Origin of the sequence: Amycolatopsis anabasis, assembly GCF_009765355.1 — a bacterium.
In the GTDB taxonomy this organism is placed as follows: domain Bacteria; phylum Actinomycetota; class Actinomycetes; order Mycobacteriales; family Pseudonocardiaceae; genus Amycolatopsis; species Amycolatopsis anabasis.
The window spans coordinates 48,434-67,463 of record NZ_VTHK01000036.1 but is presented as its reverse complement, the minus strand read 5'-3'; the positions used below and the strand labels follow the sequence as shown (position 1 = coordinate 67,463).

The 19,030-nt window shown below is 72.8% G+C and carries 3 protein-coding genes; all 3 read right to left on the bottom strand.

Annotated features, from left to right (window positions below; translation table 11 throughout):
- Positions 1 to 4: 4 nt before the first annotated feature.
- The 3 genes from FXO23_RS35245 to FXO23_RS35235 are packed head-to-tail and all read right to left on the bottom strand — an operon-like array spanning position 5 to position 19,030.
- Positions 5 to 994 (bottom strand): NAD-dependent epimerase/dehydratase, encoded by a 990-nt coding sequence (locus tag FXO23_RS35245; RefSeq protein ID WP_158890377.1) that lies wholly within the window; start codon positions 992 to 994, stop codon positions 5 to 7.
- Positions 991 to 6,714, bottom strand: a complete 5,724-nt coding sequence (locus FXO23_RS35240) for a non-ribosomal peptide synthetase (RefSeq protein WP_158890375.1) — start codon at positions 6,712 to 6,714, stop codon at positions 991 to 993. Before FXO23_RS35240 ends, FXO23_RS35245 begins: the two co-directional genes overlap by 4 nt.
- The gene (locus tag FXO23_RS35235; protein ID WP_158890374.1) at positions 6,704 to 19,030 is read right to left on the bottom strand and encodes a non-ribosomal peptide synthetase; all 12,327 of its coding nucleotides are present in this window, start codon (positions 19,028 to 19,030) and stop codon (positions 6,704 to 6,706) included. The genes FXO23_RS35240 and FXO23_RS35235 overlap by 11 nt, the downstream gene beginning before the upstream one ends.

Sequence of the window (19,030 nt, the reverse complement as noted above, 5' to 3'; positions counted from 1 at the left end):
GCGGTCAGTTCTCGTTCGCCGCGTGTCTCGCGACGGCCGCGCGGTGCAGTGCCGCGCGCAGGGACACCTGGGGCGACCAGCCGGTGGTCTCCCCGAACGCCGTCGAACCGACGACGAAGTCCAGCAGATCGGAGGCGCCGGCGTGTTCGGATTCCACCGACTCCACCGGCACCGGCGGCCGCCCGGTGACCGCGGCGACCGCGTCGGCGATCGCGGCGAACAGATCGCCGATGGCGGTGGACTCCCCGGTGCCGATGAGCCAGTGCCGCCCGGCGAGCGCGTCCGCGTGGTCCAGCGCCGCCGCGAACGCGCGGGCCACGTCGTCGACGCAGACCAGATCGCGGGCGACCGTGCCGTCGTGCCACATGGTGAGCGGCTCCCCGGCGAACGCGCGGCGCATCATCGCGGAAACCACGCCGCGTTCCAGGTCGAGCGGCCCGTTGCCCTGGCCGTACAGCGTGGCCAGGCGCAGCGTGCACGCGCGCACCACACCGTCGGTCGTGGCGTCGCGCAACGCCTGTTCCGCGGCGAGCTTCAGCCGGTCGTACTCGCTCGCCGGTTCGTCGAACTCGCTGCCGGTGATCCGCGGGCCGGTGGGTTTGCCGACCTGGGAAAGGGATCCGGAGAACACGACCACCGGGGGCGGGCCGTCCCGCCGCTGCGCGCGGAGCGCGTCGATCAGATCGTGCACCAGGCCGAGGTTGACCCGGTTGGCCGTGGTGTCGCCTTCCTCGACCCGCCAGGTGGACGCGCCGGTGATGTGGGCGACCAGGTGGATCACCGCGTCGGCCCCGGCGACCGCGTCCGCGAGCGCGCCGGGTGCGGTGAGGTCCGCGGTGCGCACCTCGGTTTCCGCCTTGGCGCCGACCGGGACCGTCGCCGGGCGGCGGGCCACCAGCCGCAGCCGGATCGGCCGGTCGGCGAGTTCGGCGGTGACCGCGGTGCCCAGGAAGCCCGAGGCGCCGAGCACCACGACCAGTGGTTTGTCCGTCACTGCTGTTCCTTCCCGTCGAGCAGACCGGTGAGCACCTCGTGCAGCGCCGCCACATGCGGCGGGCGCAGGACGCCGAGGTGGTCGCCGGGTATCCGGTGGATCCGCAGTTCACCGGAAGTGTGCGCGGACCAGTTCCGCACGTAGTCGTCGTACGGTTGCCCGACGATCGCCACGTGTTCGCCGCTGACCAGTTCGTCGCACACGATCAGGTCCAGCGAGCCCGGGTATCCGGCGAACCGGTAGGCGCGTTCGACCTCCACCAGTTCCCGCCAGGTGCGCAGCCGGGCCAGCCACTGCGGCCCGATGTCCTCGGCGCGCAGCGGGGTGCCGCGGTCGTCCTCGATGACCTCGCGCAGGATGTCGCCGAGTTCGGCGCGCGCCTCGGCGTCGTCGTTCCGCCGCAGCACCTCGCACAGCGCCTCGCCGCGCCGGAAGAGGTCGAGATCCGCCGCGCGCGGCAGGGTGCCGTCCGCCGAGACGGCGACCGGGTCCATCAGGACCAGGTGCACGTCCTCGCCTTCGGCGCGCAGCGTGCGTGCCATCTCCCAGGTGATCCCGCCGCCACCGCACCAGCCGAGCAGGTGGTACCGGCCGTGTGGCTGGGCCGCCCGCAGTTCGGCGAGGTAGCGCGCGGCGGTCGCCTCGACGCTGCGCGGCGACTCGGGCGTGCCGTTGAGCCCGGGCCATTCGAACGCGGCCAGCGGGCGGTCCCCGGCGAAGGCGTCGGCCAGGTGCTGGTACCAGTGCGCGCTCCCGCCGCCGGGGTGCACGCAGAACAGCGTCGGCTTCTCCCCGGCTTTCGTATGCCACACCAGGGCCGGGCGCTGGGCGCCGCCGGTCGCGTGCGCGGCGATGGCCCGGACGGTCCGGTGCTCGACGAAATCGCGGAACGCCAGTTCGATCCCGTGTTCCTCGCGCAGCCGGATGATGATCCGCATCATCAGCAGCGAATCCCCGCCGAGTGCGAAGAAGTCGTCGGTCGCGCCGATCCGGCCCAGCCCGAGCACCTGCGCCCACACCGCGGCGAGCGTCTCCTCGGCGTCACCGCTCGGCGCGACGTGCGCGGAACTCGTCCGGGGCCGGCTGGTGCGCGGCAGCACCGGTTTGAGGAAGTCACCGGGATGCGCGCGCAGCAGCGACTCCTCCTCGGTGATGAGTCCACTTCGGACATTCCCGTCGGGGTCGGCGGCCATCGCTTCCAGGGCCCGGCGGTACAGGCGGGTGAGGAGTTCGGTGTGCGCGCGCCCGATCCACTGCGACTGCGCGGAGAACACCAGCTGTCCCGGCTGGGTCGAGACCTCGAGCGAGAACTCGTTGGGGGACAGGTCCACGCTGCCCGCGGTGTCCACGGCCTCGCGGTCGAGGATGTGGAAGTCGAGGTAGTTGAACACGACCTCGAGCAGCCGGGTGCCGTCGCCGAACGCGCGCTGGATCGCGGGCATCGGGAAGCGGCGGTGGCCCCAGACCTCGACTTCCTCCGCGAACGCGGCCCGCACCAGCTCCCGCCAGGTGCCCGGTCCGGTCGGCGCCACGAACGGCAGGGTGTTCAGGAACATCCCGCGAACCAGGTCCCCGCCCTCGACCTCGAGCCGGCCGTTGCCGACCAGGCCGCAGAAGAACGGGCGGCGCCCGGTGAGTTCCGCCCACACCGCGGTGTGCGCCGCGACCAGCACGGCCTTCAGCGACGCGTTCGCGGTGTCCGCCAGCTCGCGCAGTTTCGGTTCCAGGTCGCCGATCGGCAGGGTCAGCTCGTAGAACGGTTCGCCGTCCGGATCGGCCCAGGACGCGGGGATGGTCAGCTGATCGGCGCTGCCCAGGCGGTCCGCCCAGAACTCGCGGTGCCCGGCGTCGGCCAGGGCACGCCGTTCCGCCGCGATGAAGTCCGCGAACCGCACCTCGGGTGCTGGATTCGCGGGCAGCGCTTGTCCGGCGCGCAGGGCGCGGTAGCAGGCGAGCAGTTCGGTGATGAGCGAGTTGTGGCTCCAGCCGTCGAGCACCGAGTGGCATTCGGTGAAGTTGAGGAACCACCGGTCGTCGCTGACCCGGTGCACGTGGATGCGCACCAGCGGCGCGTTCGCCAGGTCGAACGGTTCCGCCCGCTCGGTTTCCCGGAACTCCCGCAGCACCGCTTCCCGTTCGGCTTCGGGTTTCCCGCGCAGATCGTCGCAGCCCAGCCGCATCGACGCGGCCCGGTGCACGAGCTGCAGCGGTTCGCGGTACGAGGTCAGGTCGAACGACGTGCGCAGCACCTCGTGCCGGGACACCACGGTGTCGATCGCCGCGCGCAGGGCGTCGAGGCTGAACGGCTCCTCGTCGCGGATCAGGTAGCTGGTGATGTTGTGGTACAGGTTCCGCCGCCGGTCGGCGACCATCTCGGAGATCATCCCGACCTGGACCATGGACATCGGGTACGCGTCGGCCAGCCCGCCCGGCAGCGCCGCGCGGTCCTCCTCGCGCAGCAGGGAGAACGGCGCGGTGCCGGTCTCCTCCGCGGTCGTTTCGCCGCCACCCCGCACCAGCTCGGCGATCGTCTGGTGCCGGAACAGGTCCTGCACGGAGAACTCGTGCCCCGCCTCGCGCAGCGCGCCCACCAGCCGGATGGCCCGGATGGAGTCGCCGCCCAGGGTGAAGAAGTTGTCGTGCATGCCGATCCGCGCGATCCCGAGAATCCGGGACCAGACCTCGACGACCGCGCGTTCGGCGGCGGTGCGCGGGGCCACGTAACCCTGTTCGGGTTCCTGGCGCGCCCCCTCGGGGCTTGGCAACGCCCGCCGGTCGACCTTGCCGTTCACCGTGAGCGGGAGCTTGGGCACCAGCATGAAGATCGCCGGGACCATGTAACTCGGCAGCTCCTGCGCGGCGTAGGCGCGGATGTCGGCCGGGGTGAGCTGGGCGCTGTCCTTCGGGTGCAGATAGGCGACCAGGCGCCGGTCGCCCGGTGCGGATTCGTGCACCACGACCACCGCGGCCTCGACGTCCGGATGCCCGGACAGGCAGGATTCGACCTCGCCCAGTTCGATCCGGAAGCCGCGGATCTTCACCTGGTGGTCGAACCGGCCGAGGAAGCCGATGTCTCCGTTCGGCAGCACGCGGGCCTTGTCGCCGGACTTGTACAGCCGCGCGCCCGGCGGGCCGTACGGATCGGGGACGTAGCGCTGGGCGGTGAGCGCCGGGCGGTCCAGGTAGCCGCGGGTCACCCCGGGGCCGCCGACGTAGATCTCGCCGGGCACGCCGACCGGGACCGGGCGCAGGTTGCCGTCCAAAATGTACATCGTGAGGTCGCGCATCGGGTGGCCGACCGGGCTGCGATCACCGTCCAGATCGGACAGCCGGAGCGGCCGGTAGGTCACGTGCACGGTGGTCTCGGTGATGCCGTACTTGTTGACGATCAGCGGCGCGGTGTCGCCGAACCGGTCCCACCAGGGTTTCAGCGTGGCCACGTCCACCGCCTCACCGGCGAGGATGACGTACCGGAGCTGGAGGCGGTCCAGTGCCGGATCGCCGCCGCGCTCGGCCAGTTCGACCAGGACGCGGAAGGCCGACGGGGTCTGGTTGAGCACGGTCACGCCCTCGTCGGCGAGCAGCCGGACCAGATCCCAGGGCGAGCGGGTGACCTCGTAGGACGGCACGACCAGGCGGCCGCCGTAGAGGAAGGTGCCCCAGATCTCCCACACCGACACGTCGAACGCGTAGGAGTGGAACAGGACCCAGACGTCGTCGGAGTTGAACCGGTACTCCTCCTCGGTGGAGGTGAGCAGCCGCACCACGTTCGAGTGGGTCACCTGCACGCCCTTGGGGCGGCCGGTGGAACCGGACGTGTAGATCACGTACGCCAGATCGCCGGGATGCGCGCCGGTTTCCGGCGCCGTGGCGGGCAGCGCGGCGAGCACCGCGCTCTGCTCGGGGTCATCGAGGACCAGGACCTCGTCGAGCGCCGGAACCCGGTCGGTGAGCGCCTGCTCGGTGACCGCCACCCGCGCGCCCGCGTCCTCCAGGATGTAGGCGATCCGTTCGGCGGGGTGGTCGGGGTCCAGCGGCAGGTACGCCGCACCGGCCTTGAGCGCGCCGAGGATGGCGACGATCGTGTTCGCGCCGCGGCGCAGGCAGACGCCGACCAGCTCCTCGCGGCCCGCGCCGAGCGCGCGCAGCTGGTGCGCGAGCTGGTTGGCCCGGGTGTCGAGTTCGCGGTAGGTCAGGTGCTCGCCTTCGAAGGTCAATGCGAGCGCGTCCGGGTTCCGCCGGGCCTGTTCGGCGAACCGTTCGTGCAGGCACGGCCCGTCGGGCGCGGCGGACACCGGGCCGCGGACCAGGTCGCGCAGTTCGTTCTCGCTCAGCAGCGGGAGATCGCCGATCCGGCGGCCGGGGTCGGTCACCGCGGCCTGGAGCAGGCGGACGTAGTGCCGGGCCATCCGTTCGGCGGTGGCCGCGTCGAGCAGGGCGTGGCCGAAGGTGACCTCGCCCGCGACCGAACCGTCCGGACGTTCCTCCAGCGTCCAGGTCAGATCGAACTTCGCGCTGCGCGAAGCGATTTCGATCTCCTCGCCGGTCACCCCGCCCGCGGCGAACCGCACCGGTTCGGTGTTCTGCATGACGAAGTTGACGCCGAACAGCGGGTGGCTGGACAGGTCGCGGTCGGTGGCCAGTTCGGCGACCAGCCGTTCGAACGGCACCTCCTGGTGCGCGAACGCGTCGATCGCGCAGGTCCGGGCGCGGCCGAGCAGTTCGCGGAACGTGGGGTCGCCGCTCAGATCGGCGCGCAGCACCAGCATGTTGATGAAGATGCCGACGATCGCCTCGGTTTCGGTGTGCGTGCGGCCCGCGACCGGGGTGCCCACCGCGAAATCGTCCTGTCCGGTGTAGCGCGAGAGCAGCGCCCAGAACGCGGCGAGGTAGGCCATGAACGGGGTGGCCTGGTTCTCCCGGGCGAGGGCGCCGACCCGGTCGCCCACCTCGGCCGGGATCTCGAACCGGATCGTGTCCCCGCGCGGATCCCAGACGGCCGGGCGGGGCCGGTCGGTCGGCAGTTCCAGCGGCGGCAGGCTTTCCAGGTGCTTGAGCCAGTACTCGACGGTGTGCGCGGTGCGTTCCGCGGAGAGCTGCTCGCGCTGCCAGGCCGCGAAGTCCGCGTACTGCACGGTGAGCGGCGGGAGGTCCCGCCCGGCGAACCGCGCCTCCAGCTCGCGCACCAGGACAGTGGCCGACCAGCCGTCCATCGCGATGTGGTGCACGATGATCGCCAGCACGTGTTCCTCGGGCGAGAGCCGGATCAGCCGCGCGCGCAGCACCGGCCCGGTGGCCAGGTCGAACGGTTTCCAGGCCTCCTCGGCGAGCACCGCCTCCAGATCGATGTTGTCCTTTGTGGACAAATCGGTGAAGTCGACGGGGAGGTGCGGATCGTCCTCGATGATCTGCACCGGCTCGCCGGAATCGTCGGTGGCATAGCGGGTGCGCAGGATCTCGTGGCGGCGCACCAGATCCGCCAGGGCGCGGGTCAGCTCGGGCGGCGACAGCGGCCCGCTCAGGCGCAGGACGATCGGCACCAGGTAGTCGGTGCCGCCGGGGCGGAGCCGGTCCAGTGCCCACAACCGCTGCTGGGAGAAGGAAAGCGGGAGCGGGCCACCGCGCGGCTGGGCGGGGATGGCGGTGTCGCGGGCGGTCGCGCGCTGCTTGAGGCGGCTGCGCAGCAGTTTGGCGCCGGCGCTGGCTTCTTTAGAACTCATGGTCCCCCGCTTGCGAGAAGAGAGCTTGGACTTCGTTTTCCGGCAGGTCCGCGACCTCGGCCTCGGCGAGGGCCTCCAGCGCCTCGGCCTGCGTGGCGACCGTGGTGGCCTCGAAGAACAGGCGCAGCGGGATGTCCAGGCCGAACAGGTCCCGCAGCCGCGCCATCACCCGGGTGGCCAGCAGCGAATGCCCGCCGAGTTCGAAGAAGTCGTCCTCGACCCCGGTCTTCGGCACCCCGAGCACCTCGGTCCAGACCTCGGCGATCGCCTCCTCGACCTCGGTCCGCGGCGCCACCTGGTCCCGCCCGGTGTCGGTGACCGCCGGATCGGGCACCGGCAGCGCCCGCCGGTCCACCTTTCGGCTGGCGGTCAGCGGCAGCTCGTCGAGCGTCGTCCACAGCCCGGGCACCAGGTACTCGGGCAGGCGGCCGCGCAGGAAGGACCGCAGTTCGCCCGCCGAGACCTCGGTTCCGGGCTGGGGCACCACGTATCCGACCAGCCTGCGGTCGCCCGGGGTGATCTCCGGTGCGGCCACCGCGGCGGCCCGGACCGCGGGGTGCCCGGCCAGGACGGCCTCGATCTCGCCGAGTTCGATGCGGAACCCGCGGACCTTCACCTGGGTGTCGATCCGGCCGAGGAACTCGATCGCGCCGTCCGGCCGGTACCGGACCAGGTCGCCGGTCCGGTAGAGCCGCGCACCGGGTTCGTCGCCGAAGGGGTCCGGCACGAACCGTTCCGCGGTGAGCCCGGGCCGCCGCAGGTAACCGCGGGCGAGCCGGACGCCGCCGAGGCACAGCTCCCCGGGGACGCCGACCGGCACCGGATTGCCCGCGGGATCCAGGACGTATGCCCGGGTTCCGGGCACCGGGCGGCCGATCGGCAGGGCCGCCTCCGCGTGCTCGGTCGCGGTCACCGGATGGGTCACGCAGGTGACCGTGGCCTCGGTCGGGCCGTAGGTGCACAGGAACCGGCCGTCCAGTTCGGTGGCCGCCCACTGCCGGGCGTCGTCACCGGTGATCACGTCGCTGCCCACGTTCATCAGGCGCAGCCGGGCCAGCCGGGGGTCGCGGCGGGACACGGTCGCCATCACCTCGCGGTAGTACGCCGGGGTGATCTCCATGTGCGTCACGCCGAGTTCGGCCAGGCGGTCCGGCAGTTCGGCCGGGGCCCAGAACCGCTTCGGCCCGATCACCAGGGTCGCCCCGGCCAGCAGGGTCGCCGCGAGCTGGTCCATCGCCACGTCGAAGGTGAGCGCGGCCAGCAGCACCACCCGGTCGCCGGGATTGATGTCGTACTCCCCGGCGATGACCCGGCAGTGGTGGGCGTAGGCGCGGTGCGAAACCAGCACGCCCTTGGGCCGGCCGGTCGAACCGGAGGTGTAGATGGCGTACGCGGCCTGGTCCGGATCGCCGTGCGGCAGCTCGCCGAGCGGACCTTCGCCCTCGACGGTCAGCACTTCCGGCCGCACTTCGCCGAGCTGCTCGAGGAGCCGGTCCTCGGTGACCACGATCGGGGCGTCCAGGTCGTCCAGCAGGAAGGCGAGCCGGTCGGCGGGTTGCGCGGTGTCCAGCGGGACGTAGACGCTTCCGGCCTTCAGCACCGCCAGCCACGCGATGACCGCGACGGCCGAGCGTTCCAGGTAGACGCCGACCGGGATTTCCGGTCCGGCGCCCGCCACCACCAGCCGCCGGGCCAGTGCCTCGGCCCGCGCGTCCAGTTCGGCGTAGCCGAGCCGTTCGGTCCCGTCGTCGACGGCGACCGCGTCCGGGGTCCGGGCGACCTGGGCGGCGAACGCGTCGGGCAGGTACTCGCCCGGGTCCGCTTTGCTGACCGCGTTCCAGTCCTGCAGCAGGGTGGTCCGTTCCGGTCCGGTCAGCAGCTCGAGGCGGCTGATCGGGCGATCCGGCTCGGCGGCGGCGCTTTCCGCGAGGGTGCGGAAGTGCCCGGCCAGCCGGTCCATTGTGGACCGGTCGAACAGGGCGGTGGCGTACTCCAGTTCGGCGTGGTAGCCGCCCTCGCCGTCCGCGGTGAGCGCCAGCGTGAGTTCGAACTTGGCGGTGGTGCGTTCCGCGGTGATCCGGCGCGCTTCGATCCCGGGCAGCCGCGGTTCGTCCTGCGGCGCGCCGACGACCTCGAACATCACGTCGAACAGCGGGGTGCGGGACAGATCGCGCTGCGGCGCCAGGTCCTCGACCAGCCGCTCGAACGGCAGCTCGTCGTGGCCGAACGCGTCCAGCGCGGTGTCCCGGATCCGGTCCAGCGCCTCGGCGAAAGAGGATTCCCCGGACAAAACGCAGCGCAGCACCACGGTGTTCACGAAGAACCCGATCAGGTTCTCCAGTTCCGGGCGGCCGCGCCCGGCGACCGGGGTGCCGATGGCCAGGTCGGTACCGCCGGTGTAGCGGTGCAGCAGCGCGCCGAACACGGTCAGGAAGGTCATGAACGGCGTCGCGCCCCGCCTGGCGCCCAGCGCCACCAGCGGTTCGGCGATCTCGGCGGGCAGATGGAAGTCCACAGTGGACCCCTGGCCGTCGCGGACCGGGGGTCGCGGCCGGTCGGTCGGCAGCTCAAGCGGTGCCAGTCCGGCCAGCTTTTCCCGCCAGTGGGCGAGTTCGCGCTCCAGGAAGGCACCGGTGATCCGCTCCTGCTGCCAGGCCGCGTAGTCCGCGTACTGCAGCGCCGGGGGAACCAGCCCGGCGGGCCGGCCCTCGACCCGGGCCCGGTACAGCTCCTGGAACTCGGCGGTCATCACCCGTTCCGATTCGCCGTCGGAGGCGATGTGGTGCAGCACCAGCAGGAACACGTGCTCCTCGGCGCCGAGCCGGATCAGGTGCGGGCCCGCCGGGACCTCGCTCGCCAGATCGAACGGCCGCTCGGCGATGGCCCGGATCAGCGACGGCAACCGGCCCTCGTCGGCGAGTTCGGTCACCGGCAGCCGGACCGGGGTGACCGGTTCGACCACCTGGATCGGATTGCCGCTCTCGTCCTCGGGATACCGGGTCCGGAGCACGTCGTGCCGGGCGAACAGATCGTGCAGCGCGCCGGTCAGCGCCTCGACGTCGAGCGGGCCGCTCAGCCGCAGCGCCCAGGTCATGTGGTATTCCGCGCCGCCCGGGGCGAGCCGGTCGAGGAACCACAGCCGCTGCTGGGCGAAGGACAACGCCCGCGGGCCGCTGTCCGTGCGCGGGGTGATGGCCCCCGAAGCCTCCGGCGCCGCCCGCCCGTCGAGCACGGCCGCGAGCGCGGCGACCGTCCGGTTCTCGAACACCGTGCGGACCGGCAGCTCGAGCCCGGCCACCGCGCGCAGGCGGTTGGTCACCCGGCTGGCGAACAGGGAGTGCCCGCCCAGTTCGAAGAAATCGTCGGCCGCGCTCACCGCGTCCAGCCCGAGCACCTCCGCCCAGACCCCGGCGACCAGTTCCTCGTTGGGCGTGCGCGGCGGGACGAAGTCCTCTTCGGACCGGGTTCCGTCGGGCACCGGCAGCGCGTTGCGGTCGATCTTGCCGCTCGGCGCGAGCGGTAACGCGTCGAGGGTGACGAACACCGAGGGCAGGTACGGCTCGGGCAACTGGTCCAGCACGTACTCGCGCAGTTCCGCGTCCCGTGGCGCCTCCGCCACCGGGACGAGGTAGGCGACCAGCCAGGGCTGGCCGTCCGGGCCCGGGGGAGTGGTGACCACGGCCGCGGCGATCGCGGGATGCTCGGACAGCACGGACTCGACCTCGCCGAGTTCGACGCGCACCCCGCGGATCTTCACCTGGTGGTCGATCCGGCCGAGGTACTCCAGCGCGCCGTCCGCGCGGTACCGGGCCAGGTCGCCGGTGTGGTACATCCGCGAGCCCGGCGGGCCGTACGGGTCCGGGACGAACGCCTTGGCGGTGAGGTCCGGGCGCCCCAGGTAGCCGCGCGCCAGGCTTTCCCCGGCGATGTACAGCTCACCGGGCACGCCGATCGGCACCAGATCGCCGTCCGGGCTGAGCACGGCCATCCGCGTGTTGAACCCGGGGTAGCCGATCGGGACGATGCCGGTGTCGCCCTCGCGGTAGGTCCACGAGGTCACCTCGATCGAGGCCTCGGTCGGCCCGTAACCGTTGATCAGTTCGGTGTCCGGCAGGGCGGCCTGCAGGCGTTCGCAGACCTCGGCGGGCAGCGCCTCCCCGGCCGAGTAGATCATCCGCAGCGACCGGCATTCGCCGACCCGCGGCTCGTCCGCGATCGGGCGCAGGAACGACGGCACGACCTGCAGCACGGTGGCCCGCTGCCGGACGATGGTCTCGACCATGGCGGCGGGATCCCGTTCCACGCCCGGCGGGGCGACCACCACGGTCGCGCCGAGCACGAGCGGGGCGAAGATCTCCCAGCCCGCAGCGTCGAACGTGATCGCGGTCTTCAGCAGCACCCGGTCGTCGGGCAGGATGCCGACGCCCTCGGTCTTCCACTTGATCTGGTTGGCGATCCCGTGGTGCGGCAGCGCCACGCCCTTCGGCTTCCCGGTCGAACCCGACGTGTAGATGACGTAGGCGAGGGTGTCCCGGTCGATGGTGAACGGTTCGGGGTCCGGCGACCGGCGTGCGATCGCCTCGTCGTCGGGCCGCAGGAACGGGGTGCCCGGCACCGGTTCTGCGTCGGCGATCACCAGTTTCGCCGCGGAATCTTCGAGCATGTAGGCGAGCCGCTCGGCCGGGTGGTCCGGGTCCAGGGGCAGGTAGGCCGCCCCGGCCCGGTTCACCGCGAGGATCGCGACGACCAGGTCGACCCGGCGCGGCAGGCACACGGCCACCACGTCCTCCGCGCCGATGCCCTCGGCCCGCAGGTGGTGGGTGAGCCGGTTGACCCGGGCGTCGAGTTCGGCGTAGGTCAGGGTTTCCGCGTCGCTGACCACCGCGATGCGGTCCGGGGTGCGGGCCGCCTGAGCCGCGATCCGCTCCGGCACGCAGCCGCCGAGTTCCCCGGCGGTGTCGTTCCAGTCGTGCACGATCGCCCGGCGTTCCGCCGAGCCCAGGATTTCCAGGCGCCCGGTGGCGGTTTCCGGTTCGCGCACCGCGTTGGTCAGCAGCCGCAGGTAGTGCTCGGCCAGGCGCTCGGTGGTCGCCCGGTCGAACAGCGCGGTCGCGTACTCGAGCACCCCGTCCAGGCCGCCGTCGGGGCGCCGGGTGAGTTCGAGGATCACGTCGAACTTGGAGGTCCGCCACGGCACCGGTTCGGGCGTGACGTCCACACCGGACAGCCGGAACCGTTCCTCGCCCTCCTCGCGGAACGCGAACAGGATCTGGAACAGCGGGTTGCGGGACAGGTCCCGGTCCGGGGCGAGGTCCTCGACCAGCTTCTCGAAGGGCAACTCGCCGTGCGCGTACGCGTCCACGGCCAGTTCGCGGACCCGGGTGACCAGTTCGGCGAAAGAGGATACCTCGGACAAATTACAGCGCAGCACGATCGTGTTGACGAAGTAGCCGATGAGCCCGTCCACCTCGGGCCGGTCGCGGCCGGCGACCGGGGTGCCCACGGCGAGGTCGGTCTTGCCGGTGTAGCGGGCGAGCAGGGCGAAGAACCCGGCCAGGTAGGTCATGAACGGAGTTGCGCCGCGGTCCCGGCCGAACTCGGCGACCCGGTTCGCGAGCGCGGGCGGCACGCTGAAGCGCAGCAACGAGCCGCGCGGATCGCGCAGCGGCGGGCGGGGCCGGTCCCCGGGCAGTTCGGTGGGTTCGAGCCCGGCCAGCCGGTCGCGCCAGAACGCCAGATCCGCCTCGGTGTTCCCGGCGGACAGGCGGTCCCGTTGCCAGGCGGCGAAGTCGCCGTACTGCACGGGGAGCTCCGGCAGTTCTTCGCCGCGGTAGGCAGCGTCGAGTTCGGCCGCGAGCACGCCGTTCGACCAGCCGTCGGCGGCGATGTGGTGCACGAGCAGGCTCAGCACGTGCTCGTCGTCGGCAATCTTGAGCAGCCGGGCGCGCAGGACCGGGCCGCTGGTCAGATCGACCGGGCGGTCCAGCTCGTCCGCCAGGACCCGTTGCGGGTCACCGGTTTCCGGTACGAGCCGGATCGGTGCGGGCGGATCGACGAGCTGGACCGGTACGCCGTCCGCGTCGGGTGCGTAGCGGGTGCGCAGGATCTCGTGCCGTTCGACGATCCGGGACAGCGCGGTCTCCAGTGCGGGGACGTCGAGCGGGCCGCGCAGCCGCAAGGCGGTCAGCACCAGGTAGTCGACGCTGCCCGGGTTGAGCTGGTCCAGCAGCCACAAACCCTGCTGCGCGTAGGAAAGCGGGAGCGGTTCGGTGCGCGGCACCGGGCGGATCGGGGGAGTGGCGTCCGGGGCCGTTTCGACGAGTTCGGCCACCGCGGCCACGGTCTGCGCGGTGAACAGATCGCGGACCGGCACCGCGACCCCGAACCGTTCCCGCAACCGGGCAGCGACCCGGGTGGCGAGCAGGGACTGGCCGCCGAGGGCGAAGAAGCCGTCGTGCACACCGATCCGCTCGACGCCGAGCACCTCGGTCCAGATCTCCGCGATCGCCCGTTCGACCGGGGTGCGCGGCGCCACGAACTCGGTTCCGGCTTCGGCGGTGAGCGCGGGCAGCGCCCGCCGATCCAGCTTTCCGTTGCGCAGCAGGGGAAGCTCATCGAGCCAGCCCCACAGCCCGGGGACCATGTGCGCGGGCAGGCGGCGGGCCAGGCGATCCCGCAGCTCCGGGATTTCCGGCCGTTCCCCGTCCGCGACCAGGTAGGCCGCCAGGCGCCGGTCGCCCGCGCCGACCTCGGCGGCGATCACGGCCGCGGCCCGGACACCCGGGTGCTCGGTCAGGGCCGCCTCGATCTCACCGGGCTCGATCCGGAAACCGCTGATCTTCACCTGCTGGTCGAGGCGCCCGAGGAACTCCAGGTTCCCGTCCGCGCGGCGGCGGACCAGGTCGCCGGTGCGGTACAGACGACCGCCCGGCTCGCCGTACGGATCCGGGACGAACCGTTCCGCGGTCAGCCCCGGGTTGCCCAGGTAGCCGCGTGCGACGCCGATCCCGCCGACGAAGAGTTCACCGGGAACGCCGACCGGCGCCGGGTTCATCGCTTCGTCGAGCACGTGCAGGGCGACCCCGGGCAGCGGGCGGCCGATCGGCACCGGGCCCGCGGCGAGGTCACCGGCCCGGGCCACGTGCACGCCGCAGGCGACGGTCGTCTCACTCGGCCCGTAGCTGTTGACGATCCGGGTGTCCGGCGCGTGCCGGGTCCACGGCAGCAGTTGCTCGCCGCGCAGCTGTTCGCCGCCCAGCACCAGGCAGTCCGCGGCCGCGGCGAGCGTTTCGGCGGGCAGCACGCGGGTGAGCAGGTCGAGGTGGGTCGGGGTCAGCTTCACCAGGCCGAACCGGGTGTGGAGCACCTCGGCGAGCGAGTCCACCCCGGCGTCGTCGCCGCCGACCAGGGTGAGCGGGCCCCCGGCGACGAGCGTCGGGTACAGCGCGGTGAGGGCGAGGTCGAACGCGGTGGAGGAGTGCAGCGGCGAGCCGGTTTCCGGGCGCAGTTCCCGGGCCGCCCACAGGGCGTAGTTCGCCAGGCCGCCGTGCGGCACCATGACGCCCTTCGGCCGCCCGGTCGAACCGGACGTGTACACCACGTACGCGAGGTCCTCAGTGGACAGTCGCACGCCGGGATCGGCCGACGTGCGCCACCGGGCGCGCTCGTTGGGGTCGTCGACGGCGATCAGGGTCGCCGTGGTGCGCACCGTGGACTCCGCGATCAGCAGCCGGGCGCCGGTGTCCTCGTGAACCTCGGACAAGCGGGAGCGCGGATGGCCCGGATCCACCGGGACGTAGGCGGCGCCGGATTTGAGCACGGCGAGGAACGCGACGATCAGCTCGGCGGTGCGCGGCAGCCGGATCACGACGTACTCGCCCGGGCCCGCGCCCAGTTCGATCAGGCGGTGCGCCAGCCGGTTCGCCTCGGTGTCCAGTTCCCGGTAGGTGAGCGAGCGCCCGTTGCCGGTGACCGCCACGGCGTCCGGCGTCTCGGCGGCCCGCGCGGCGATCAGCCCGTGCACGGTGTCCGCGCGGGTGAGCGGTGCGGCGGGGACCTCGGGGGTTTCCCCTTCGGACAGGGAAATCCGGCTCACCGGGAGGTCCGGCGCCTCGGCGATCGCGTGCAGGAGGCGGCGGAAGTGGTCGGCGAACCGGGCGATCGTGTCCGCGTCGAACAGCGCCCGCGCGTACTCGATCCGGCCGTCGAGGCCGCCGTCGGCGCGATCGGTGAGGTGGCAGCCCAGATCGAACTTCGCGCCCGCGATGTCGGGCCGGTCGAAGCCGGGCTCGGGCGGCTGCTCGTGCATCGCGAACAGGATCTGGAACAACGGGTTCCGGGACAGATCCCGGTGCGGGGCGAGGTCTTCCACGAGCAGTTCGAAGGGCAGCCCGTCGTGCGCGTAGGACGTGATCGCGGTGTCGCGGACCCGGGTCAGCAGTTCGGCGAAGTCCGGATCCCCGGACAGGTCCGGACGCAGCACGATGGTGTTGACGAAGAACCCGAGGAGTCCTTCCAGTTCGGGACGGTCCCGGCCGGACACCGGGACGCCGATCGCGAGATCGGTCTGCGCGGTGTACCGCCCGAGCAGCGCGGAGAACGCGGCGAGATAGGTCATGAACGGGGTCGCGTCCCGGCCGCGGCCGAGTTCGTTCAGGCGGCTCGCGAGTTCCGGCGGGACGGTGAACCGCAGCGTCGCGCCGCGCGGATCGCGTACCGCGGGGCGCGGCCGGTCGGTCGGCAGTTCGGTCGGCTCGAGCCCGGCGAGCCGATCCCGCCAGAAGCCCAGTTCCCGGTCCAGGACGTCGCCGGTGAGGCGATCGCGTTGCCAGACCGCGTAATCGGCGTACTGCACCGGCAGCGGCGGCAGGGCCCGGCCCCGATAGGCCGCGGTGAACTCCTGCGCGAACACCTCGTGCGAACGGTCGTCGGTGGCGATGTGGTGCGCGACGACGAGCAACGCGTGCTCGCCGGTTTCCGTTTCGACCAGCCGGAACCGGACCGGCGGACCGGCGGCCAGGTCGAAGGGGCGGGCGAGTTCCTCGGCGAACACCCGGCCGGGGTCCGCGCGCTCCACGGTCAGCTCCGCCGGCGCGGGCGGGTCGACGATCTGCACCGGATCGCCGTCGGGGCCGGTCGGGTACCGGGTACGCAGGATCTCGTGGCGTTCCAGCAACACGCCGAGCGCGCGGCGGGCCGCGTCGAGGTCGAGCGGGCCGGGCAGCGGCACCGCGAACGGTTCGGCGTATTCGGTGCTGCCGGGCTCGAGCTGATCCAGGAACCACAGCCGCCGCTGGGCGAAGGAGAGCGGCAGCGGACCGGTCCGCGGCGCCGGGGTCACCGGCGTGGCGGAACCGGAGGCGGCCGCCAGCCGCCGGGCGAGCCCGGCCACCGTGCGGGCCTCGAACAGCGCGGTCACCGAGAGGTCGACGTCGAACTCGGTGCGCAGGCGGCTCATCGCGCGGGTGGCGAGCAGGGAATGCCCGCCCAGGGCGAAGAAGTCGTCCTCCGCGCCGATCGCGGCGATCCCGAGCACGTCGGCCAGCACGCGGGCGACCGTCCGCTCGGCGCGGGTCCGCGGCGCCCGGCCGGTGGTGGTCACCGGCGGCGCGGCCGCGGGTTCGGGCAGCGCGTTCCGGTCGATCTTGCCGTTCGGCGTGGTCGGGAACGTCTCCACGGTCACGAACTGCGCGGGGATCATGTAGTCCGGGATCATCCGCGCGCAGTGGATGTAGAGCTTCCCGGGCGTCGGATGCGGCGCCGCGGGATCGGGGGAGATGTACCCGACCAGCCGCAGATCGCCGGTGGCCCCGGCGACCGCGCGGACGACCGCGGCGCGCACGCCCGGGTGGGCGGTCAGCACGCGTTCGATCTCGCCCGGCTCGACCCGGAACCCGCGGATCTTGATCTGGTCGTCGGTGCGGCCGAGGATCTCGACCCGCCCGGACGGGTGGCGCCGCGCCAGATCCCCGGTGCGGTACAGCCGCGCGCCCGGTTCGTCGCCGTGCGGATCGGGGACGAACCGTTCCGCGGTCATCCCGGGGCGGCCGAGGTAGCCGCGCGCGACTCCGGCGCCGCCGATGTACAGCTCGCCCGCCGCGCCGAGCGGCGCCGGTTCCAGGGTGTCGTCCAGGACGTACAACGTGGTGTTCGCGACCGCGTCGAAGTCCCGCACCTCGCCGTCGGCCACCAGGGCGGTCGAGGACCAGATGGTGGTCTCGGTCGGCCCGTAGAGATCCCACAGCCGCGCGCCGCTCGCGCACAGGCGCTTGGCCAGTTCCGGCGGCAGCTTCTCGCCCCCGCACAGGGCGGTGAAGCCCTCCGGCGGGTTCCAGCCGGAGTCGAGCAGGAGGCGCCAGGTCACCGGGGTCGCCTGCATGATCCGGGCGTCTGTTTTGGACAGCAGGGCGGCGAGGCGGTCGGGGTCCCGGGCCTCGTTGCGTTCGGTCACCACCACCGAGGCGCCGACGACCAGCGGCAGGAACAGCTCCAGCGCCGCGATGTCGAACGAAACCGTGGTCACCGCCGGGAAGGCCGTGCCCTCCGGGATGCCCGGGCGGTTGCGCATGGACCACAGGAAGTTCGTCAGCGCGCCGTGCGGCACCATGACGCCCTTCGGCCGCCCGGTCGACCCCGAGGTGTAGATGACGTAGGCCAGATCGCCGGGCGCGGGCGCGTGCCGTTCGACGGCGCGGTCCGCGGGGGCGACCTCGGCGAGCCGGACGATCCGCCCCGAGGTCGGCGGCAGTCCGGAGTGGACGGCGTCGGTGGTGACCAGGAACCGCACCCCCGCGTCGTCGAGGATGTGCGCGAGCCGGTCCGCCGGGTGGTGGGGATCGAGCGGGACGTAGGCGGCCCCGGCTTCGAGCACGCCGAGGAGCGTGGGGATCAGGTTCAGCCCGCGGGGGACCGCGACCCCGACCAGGTCACCGGGCCGGGCGCCGAGTGCCCGCAGATGCGCGGCCAGCGCGTCGGCGCGGGCCAGCAGTTCGCGGTAGGTGAGCGTTTCCTCGCCACACCGCACCGAAATCATGTCCGGGTTGCGCTTCGCCTGGGCCGCGATCAGCTCGTGCACGGCGGCTTCGGGGATGTGCATCGCGCTGTCGTTCGCGCCGGGAAGCGCCGCCGCCCGTTCGGTCCCGGGGAGCAGCGCGAGCCGGTTCGCGGCGGTCTTGGGATCGGCGGCGGCGCTCGCGCACAGGGTGGCGAAGCGGGCGGCGAGCCGTTGCGCGCCCGCCCGGTTCAGCAGCGCGGTGGGGAATTCCAGTTCGCCCGTGTGGTGGCCGTCCGGGTGGCGGCGCACCCGGACCACGAGGTCGTACCGGCTCACCCGGGCCCGGACGAAGAACGGTTCCACGCGCAGTTCGCCGAACCGCACCGGGACCTCGTCGACCAGTTCCACGAGGACGCCGAAGAGCGGATTGCGGGAGAGATCGGTACCGGTGGCCAGGTCCTCGGCGAGCCGTTCCGCATCGGCGCCACCGGCCTCGTCCAGTTCCGCGGCGGTGCGCTGGACCAGATCGGTGAACGGTTCCGCGGCGGGCAGATCGAGGGGGAGCGGGACGGTACGGCCCGGCAGGCCCAGTCCGACGACACCGTGCCAGCGCCCGCTGTGCCGCGCGAGCAGGGTGTGCGCGGCGGCGGTGTACGCGGCCGGATCGTCACCGGCGAGCGCGGCGAACTCGGCGGGAAGGTCGAACGGCACCGCCTCGGCGCTCGCCTGCCAGACCGGGGGACGGGTGCCGTCGGCGGGCACGTCCTGCGGCGGAGTGGCCGCCAGCCGTTCGCGCCACCGCGCGGACGGTTCCCGGTCGCCGCCGCGCGGCGCGATCGGGGCGGCGGGCGCCGGGTCACCGGCGTAGAGGGCGCCCAGTTCGGCGGCGAGCCCGGCGGCCGTGGCGCCGCCGCCCGCCGACTGGTGCACGGCGAGCACGAGGACGTGGTCGTCCGGGCCGACCTCCGCGAGGGTCGCCGCCAGGCCGCTCTCGTCGTCCGGCAACGGCAGTTGCCCGGCGAGCCGGTCCAGCTCGCCCTCGCCGACCGCGACCCGGGACAGCGGTACGCGCCGTTGTGCGGGCGCCCCGATCGCGACCGGGGCGCCATCGCGGTCGACGTACCGCAGCCCGAGTTCCGGGTGGCGGGCGAGCAGCTCCCCGAGCGCTTCGGTCAGCGCACCCTCGTCCAGCCGCCCGCGCAGCCGCACGGCATACGGCGTGACGTACGAGACGCCCGCCGACTCCAGCTGCTCGAGGAACCACAGGCGCCGCTGGAGCGGGGACGGCGAACCGATCCCGGTGGGCATGGTGGACTGGCTCAA

Coding starts and splice junctions, on each gene's coding strand:
- FXO23_RS35240 (WP_158890375.1), bottom strand. CDS start 6,714: ATGAGTTCTAAAGAAGCCAGCGCCGGCGCCAAACTGCTGCGCAGCCGC.